Origin of the sequence: Streptomyces sp. NPDC004647 (genome assembly GCF_040609575.1) — a bacterium.
Lineage (GTDB): Bacteria > Actinomycetota > Actinomycetes > Streptomycetales > Streptomycetaceae > Streptomyces.
The window spans coordinates 37,979-44,014 of record NZ_JBEXKU010000066.1 but is presented as its reverse complement, the minus strand read 5'-3'; the positions used below and the strand labels follow the sequence as shown (position 1 = coordinate 44,014).

General features: G+C 72.7%; 5 protein-coding genes and 1 pseudogene. 3 read left to right on the top strand and 3 right to left on the bottom strand.

Annotated elements, in window-relative coordinates:
- Nucleotides 1–346, top strand: a pseudogene (locus ABZW18_RS25640) (hypothetical protein); the annotation flags it as partial.
- Between the two features lie 96 nt (nucleotides 347–442).
- On the opposite strand, the gene ABZW18_RS25635 reads toward ABZW18_RS25640, so the two are convergent.
- The 3 genes from ABZW18_RS25635 to ABZW18_RS25625 all read right to left on the bottom strand — a co-directional run bounded on the left by ABZW18_RS25635 (nucleotide 443) and on the right by ABZW18_RS25625 (nucleotide 4,409).
- Nucleotides 443–1,141 carry a response regulator transcription factor gene (locus ABZW18_RS25635; protein WP_356191484.1) on the bottom strand — a complete coding sequence of 233 codons (699 nt, stop codon included), beginning with the start codon at nucleotides 1,139–1,141 and terminating at the stop codon, nucleotides 443–445.
- 76 nt (nucleotides 1,142–1,217) lie between these two features.
- Nucleotides 1,218–2,528, bottom strand: a complete 1,311-nt coding sequence (locus ABZW18_RS25630; protein WP_356191481.1) for a PspC domain-containing protein — start codon at nucleotides 2,526–2,528, stop codon at nucleotides 1,218–1,220.
- 84 nt (nucleotides 2,529–2,612) lie between these two features.
- A complete protein-coding gene (locus tag ABZW18_RS25625; RefSeq protein ID WP_356191478.1) occupies nucleotides 2,613–4,409 on the bottom strand; it encodes a protein kinase in 1,797 nt (598 codons plus the stop codon).
- Between the two features lie 102 nt (nucleotides 4,410–4,511).
- Between ABZW18_RS25625 and ABZW18_RS25620 the strand changes: the two genes are divergently transcribed.
- Together ABZW18_RS25620 and ABZW18_RS25615 are read left to right on the top strand one after the other, a co-directional pair.
- Nucleotides 4,512–5,837, top strand: a complete 1,326-nt coding sequence (locus ABZW18_RS25620; RefSeq protein WP_356191475.1) for a PspC domain-containing protein — start codon at nucleotides 4,512–4,514, stop codon at nucleotides 5,835–5,837.
- Nucleotides 5,821–6,027 carry a hypothetical protein gene (locus tag ABZW18_RS25615; protein WP_356191473.1) on the top strand — a complete coding sequence of 69 codons (207 nt, stop codon included), beginning with the start codon at nucleotides 5,821–5,823 and terminating at the stop codon, nucleotides 6,025–6,027. The genes ABZW18_RS25620 and ABZW18_RS25615 overlap by 17 nt, the downstream gene beginning before the upstream one ends.
- Nucleotides 6,028–6,036 lie beyond the last annotated feature (9 nt).

The following is a 6,036-nucleotide window of genomic DNA, read 5'->3' as shown; positions in this document are numbered from 1 at the left end:
GTGGTCCGCATCTGCATCCGCAGATGCGGACCACGCCCGCGTCGACAGCAGCTCCTGGTGGACTGGTCGCTGTCGCGGCCGAGTTGACGGGTGCTCGTGCTGTCCAGGAACCAGCGGATCACCAGCACTGCTTGCGGAACTCCGGGGTTACGCGACCGGCGGCGGCGTACGCGATGAACGCCGTCTCACCGGCCGTGAGATCAGCGCGCGCTGCATCCTGCGCGACGAGGCGCTGTGCATCGAGGTCTCCGATGCGAGCGATGACCTGCCGCAGCCACGGCAGGCGTCATCCGATGACGAGTCCGGCCGGGGCCCTGCGCTCGTCGCCGCGCTCGCGGACGAGTGAGGAGCGCAGCCCCGGCGCTCCGGCATCGGCAAAACGGTGTGGGTTCGAGCTCAGGCTCCCGGTGGACGGCCACTGCCCGCAACGTCAACCGACCGTTCAGACCAGCCGTCGCGCCGTCGCCCAGCGCGTCAGCTCGTGCCGGTTGCTCAGCTGCAACTTCCGCAGCACCGCCGACACATGGCTCTCCACCGTCTTCACCGAGATGAACAGCTGCTTCGCGATCTCCTTGTACGCGTATCCGCGCGCGATCAGCCGCAGCACCTCGCGCTCCCGCTGGGTGAGCCGGTCCATGTCCTCGTCCACCGGCGGGGCGTCCGTCGAGGCGAACGCGTCGAGGACGAAGCCCGCGAGGCGCGGCGAGAACACCGCGTCCCCGTCCGAGACCCGGAAGATCGCGTCGACCAGGTCGGCGCCCGTGATGGTCTTGGTGACATAGCCGCGAGCACCGCCGCGGATGACGCCGATGACGTCCTCGGCCGCGTCCGAGACCGACAGCGCGAGGAAGCGGACCGGCCGGTCCGCGTCCGCCATCATCGTGGCGCAGCGCCGCAGCACCTCCACCCCGCCGCCGCCCGGCAGATGGACATCCAGCAGCACGACCTCGGGCCGCGTCGCCGTGATGACGGTGACCGCCTGGTCCACGTCCGCGGCCTCGCCGACGACCTCGACGTTCGTACGCGCCGTTTCGCCGATCTCGGCCTGCACCCCGGTCCGGAACATCCGGTGGTCGTCTACGAGCACGACCCGTGCGGTGCGGCCTTCCGCCGGAACCTCGCTCTGCATGCCCTCGGTCATCGTCCGTACCTCGTCTTCCGCTCCGCCGCGCGTGCGGCTGCTGTCGTTGCCGCCCCCGCCGGAGAGCCGGCGCCGCTCACTCCGGCCGCTCCATCTCCAGCTCGACTTCCGTGCCCCCGTCCGGCGCGGAGCGCAGCCGCGCCGTGCCGCCGTTGCGCTGCATTCTGCCGATGATCGACTCCCGGACGCCCATCCGGTCCTGCGGCACCGCGTCCAGGTCGAAGCCCGGCCCCCGGTCCCGTACGGACACGAACACCCTGTTCCCCTCGACCTCGGCGAAAACCTGCACCGCCCCGCCCTCACCACCGTACTTGGCCGCGTTCACCATTGATTCGCGCGCGGCCTGCATCTGTGCGACCAGCCTCTCGTCCAGCGGGCAGTCCCCCACGCACACCACCTCCACCGGCACCCCGTGGTAGTCCTCGACCTCCGCCGCAGTGCGCTTCACCGCCTCCGCGAGGGTGGCCGGTTCCTCGGCCTCGTCCTTGCCCGTGCCCTCCGGTTTGTAGAGCCAGGCGCGCAGCTCCCGCTCCTGCGCCCGCGCCAGCCGGGCCACTTCCTTCGGGTCCTCGGAGTTGCGCTGGATCAGGGTGAGCGTATGCAGCACGGAGTCGTGCACATGCGCCGCGACCTCGGCGCGCTCCTGAGCACGGATGCGCATCAGCCGCTCCTCCGAGAGGTCCTGGGCCATCCGTACGAGATACGGGCCCGCGAGCAGCGCGATGCCGACGACGACGGCGAGCGAGGCCTGGAGCACCGAGCCGAGGTGCTTGGCCGAGCCCTGCATCACGACGATGCCGGTCACTCCGGCGCCGACCAGCAGCACCCCGGCGGCGCTGCGCGCGATGGACAGAACGCGCTTGCTGCGGCCGACCTCCATCCAGTGCGCGCGGCGGGCGTTGTCGGCCTGCCGCCAGACAAGGGCGACTCCGGCGCAGATCAACAGGGCCGGCCAGACGTAGGCGTTGGCGGCCCGGCCGAGCTGGAGGTTGTCCAGGAAGATCGCCAGGCCGGCGACCAGCGCCAGCAGCGCGAAGACCTGACCCTTGTCGGGCTTGCGGGCGAAGATCCGGCGCCGGCCGTCGGCGCCGGTCTCGGAGGACAGCCAGTCGGCGGCGCGGCGCCCGCCGACGCCGCCGACGCCGAGCGGTACGACGAACCAGAACCCGGCGTACAGCAGCGCGCCGAGCCCGTCGATCATGAACAGCGCCACGAAGACGATCCGCACCCAGGACACCGGCAGCCCGAGGTGCCCGGCGAGGCCCCGCGCGACACCGCCGAGCATCCGCCCATCCGCGCTGCGGTAGAGCTTGCGCACCGGGGGTTCGTCGGAAGGCTCGGGCGTCGGGGAGTACGGGCCCCCGGCGCGGGCTGTGGCGGCGGTCATGACCCGATCGTCACACGTACGAGGGGGTGGGGCATCAGGGTCGACCCTGACCGTTCCCGGGGGTTTCCTGCGGCGCGGGGTGTCCTACGACGTCTGCTCCGGCAGCCGCAGCCCGTGCCGGACATGACCGAATACCGGCTCATAGCGGGCCCAGGCCGCGCTCGGGGCCGAGAGGTAGATCGCGTACTCCTTCTCGCCCGGGCGTCCGAACCCCAGGTCGCGGGCGCGCCACTCGCGCGCGCTGCCCTGCCAGGTGAACTCCCAGATGGCCGCGGGCTGCCCCCGGTAGCGCGTGCTCTGCATCCGCAGCTGCCGGTAGCCGGGCAACTTCCCCTCCCTCCTGGACTTGGCCTCGTCGTCCTTCCAGTGCTGAAGGGGATCGGTACTCGCAAGGTCGAGCACGGCGATCCGCAGGCCCACCTTCCCGGTCGGGTCGATGTACCCGATGCCCTCGCTGTCGTCCTCCAGCACCTTGCGGGTCCAGCCGTCGGGGACAGGGAAGGAGACGCCCAACTCCTTTTCCTCGACGAGGTGGTAGCCCTCCGGAACGGGCGAGGGTTCGGGCGTCGGGGAGGCGCTGTCCGACGGCTTACCGTCCGGCGTCTGCGCACCGCCCGGCGAGGCCTGCACGCCCGTGTCCGCGCCGCGCAGCACCAGGACCGTGCCCCCGACCGCCGCCGCGGCCACGACCACGACAGTGGCCGCCCAGAGGCCGATACGGCCCCTTCCGCGCTGCGCGCCGTCCGAAGCCTGCCCGGACCGACGGCCCGAACCCTGGCCCGAACCCTGGACCGGACCCCGGCCCGGACCCTGGACCGGACCCTGGACCGGACCCCTGTCCGGGCCCTCCTCGGCCAGGTGACTTGTCGTCCGGCCCGCGCGCCGGCCCGCCCCCTCACCGGCCGTCGAAGCCGTACTGCCCCGGGCCACGGAACCGACGCCCTCGGCTGCCGTGGTGTTGTCCGGGCCTGCCCCCGGGGCCAGAAGCTGCGCACGGTCCACCGCCGCCGTCTCGGCCTCCGCCGCCGGTTCCCGCAGCCGCTGCTCCACCGTCTCGGCCGAGGGCCGTGCCTCCGGCTCCTTCGCCAGCAGCTGTGCGATCAGCGGGGCCAGCACCCCGGCCCGGCTCGACGAGGGCGCCGGGTCGACGGCGATGGCGTACGCCGTCTCGATCGCCGTGTCCTTACGGAACGGGGGCCGCCCCTCCACGGCCTGATAGAGCGTCGCACCCAGCGCCCACAGGTCGGAGGCGGGCCCCGGGGTCCCTCCCCTGACACGCTCCGGGGCCACGTAGTCCACGGACCCGACCAGCTCGCCGGTCCTGGTGAGCGTGGACGTGCCGGAGGCCACCGCTATGCCGAAGTCCGTGAGGACGACGCGGCCGTCGGCCCCCAGCAGCACGTTGCCCGGCTTCACGTCCCGGTGCAGAACCCCGGCGGCGTGCGCGGCCCGCAGCGCGGCGATCATGCCCCGCCCGATCCTGGCCGCCTCCGCGGGCGCCACCGGCCCGTCCTGCTTCAGCACCTCGCCCAACGTGCGGGACGGCACGTATTCCATGACGATGCAGGGCAGGCCGCCGTCGTCCACGACGTCGTGCACCACGACCACGTTCCGGTGGGTGATACGGGCCGCGCTGCGCGCCTCGCGGCGGGTGCGCTCGTACAGCGTGGCCCGCTCGTCGTCGGCCAGATGCGGCGGCACGTGCAACTTCTTCAAGGCGACATGACGACCCAGCAGCTCGTCCTCGGCCCGCCACACGGTGCCCATACCGCCGCGCCCGATCCGATCCAGCAGCCGGTACCGGCTCGCGATCAGCCGCCCTTCGTCCACCACCCCCGCACCGTCCATCATCTCGTGCCTCTCTGCTCCCCCACCTGCCATGTCCCGGACACGATAAACGGTCGGCCCTCCCGGGGGGATCTCAGGGACGAGCCAGGGTCGGGCCCGGTGCCGCCCCGGCCGTGTGCCCGTCACCATGGACGCATGACCGACCAGCAGACCTCCGCCAGTGGGCCGCCCCCGGACGGAGGCGGCCCACTTCCGGGCCCGCCGCTGCGGCGCAGCCGCCGCAACAACGTGGTGTCCGGCGTATGCGGCGGCCTCGGACGGCACTACGACATCGATCCCGTCATCTTCCGGGTGGTGCTGGCCGTGCTCGCCATCGCGGGCGGCGTCGGCCTCATCGCGTACGGCTTCGCCTGGCTGCTGATCCCCATGGAGGGGGAGGACGAGAACGAGGGGCGCCGGCTGCTGTCGGGCCGGGTGGAGGGTCCGGCGCTGACGGCGCTGTTGTGCGCGCTGGTCGGCTGCGGGCTGCTGCTGTCGATGCTCGGCAACCCATCCGTCCTGTTCTTCTCCGTGCTGGTGGCGGGTGCCGTGGCCGGGTCCGCCTACTGGTCCCGACGCCGTCGCCGCGCCGAGCAGGAGGGCGCGGCGGACACGGCCGCGGCGCACACCGGGGGCGTCTCCCATGCCGGAGCTCACGGCGGCGCGCCTCCGGAGACTCAGGCGCCGCCGGTGCCCCACTCCCCGTCCTGGTGGCACGGCCCGCTCACCAAGGACGGCACGAGCGGCACCACCGGCACCGGCTACTTGTGGGGCCCGGCGGACGGCCCGTACGACAAGAAAGACGACAAAAACACAGCCGCGGCCCGTCGCTCCGGGGGCCGGCGCGAGCGGACCGGGATCGGCGGCCGGACGTTCCTGCTCGCGGTGGCCGCCTGCGCGGCGGGCATCCTCGCCTCCTGGGACTCCCAACCGCTGGGCAGCAGCCTGCAGATCGGCCTCGCCTGCGCGCTGGCCGCGTTCGGTCTCGGCCTCGTGGTCAGCGCGTTCTACGGGCGGACCGGCGCGGGGACGATCATCATGGCGCTGCTGACCTGCGCGCTGCTGGCGAGCGCGGCGGCGCTGCCGAAGAGCGTCACCACCGACTGGGTCCGCACGGACTGGAAGCCGGCCTCGGCCTCGACCGTACGGCCCGGCTACGACATCGGTACGGGCGTCGGCACGCTCGACCTCTCGGGTCTGAAGCTGAAGGAGGGCCAGACCGTCGCCACCCGGGCGAGCGTGGGAGCCGGGCAGTTGAAGGTGATCGTGTCGCAGGACACGGCGGTGAAGCTGACGGTGGACGTCGGTTTCGGCGACCTGCGGCTGCCGGGCGAGACGCAGGAGGATGTGGATGTCTCGCCGGGGCTGCGCAGGGAGCTGACGCTCGGCCCGTCCGGTGGCGGCGCACCGCGCGGCACGCTGGAACTGGATCTGAACGCCGGACTGGGACAGGTGGAGGTCTCCCGTGCGACGACGTCATGAGTTCCGGCCCGGAAAGCTGATCACCGGGCTGTTCCTGCTGGGCGCGGGTCTCGCGTACGCGCTGGACGGGACGGGCCAATGGGAGGTGCCTGCATGGGTGATTCTCCCGATCGCGTCCGCGGGCATCTCGCTGGGAGCCCTGGCCGCGTTCCTCACCCGCGCCGCGGCGCGGCGCCGGGGGCGCTGCTAGAAGACGGCT